General features: G+C 59.4%; 1 protein-coding gene. It reads right to left on the reverse strand.

The genetic code is table 11. The annotated features are described in order from the left end of the window. Positions 1–105: 105 nt before the first annotated feature. Positions 106–323 (reverse strand): 50S ribosomal L9 C-terminal domain-containing protein (locus tag QP415_RS11155; RefSeq protein ID WP_285100108.1); only part of this gene is annotated, 218 nt, incomplete at its 5' end.

Genomic DNA, 323 nt, shown 5'->3' on the forward strand with positions numbered 1-323 from the left:
TGCGCGGGTGCGGCCCGGTATGAATGTGCCCGGCGTCCCGGAGCCTCCTTACAGAAACGGAGTACTCATCGGTACGCCGGGATCACACTCGGTGGTGTGTCACTGTCACTCAGCGATGACGCGGACATGCAGGTTTGCAGACACCTCAGAGTGCAGGTTGACCTTGACGGTGTAGTCTCCCAGCGTCTTGATCGGAGCAGGGATGACGATCTTGCGGCGATCAATCGTCTGGCCGATCTGATCCTGAACGGCCTGAGCGATGTCGGCACTTGAAACGGCGCCACAGAGTCGATCGTTGGAACCGGTCTTGCCGGAAACAGTCA

This window comes from Pauljensenia sp. UMB3104 (assembly GCF_030217285.1).
Taxonomy (GTDB): Bacteria; Actinomycetota; Actinomycetes; order Actinomycetales; family Actinomycetaceae; genus Pauljensenia.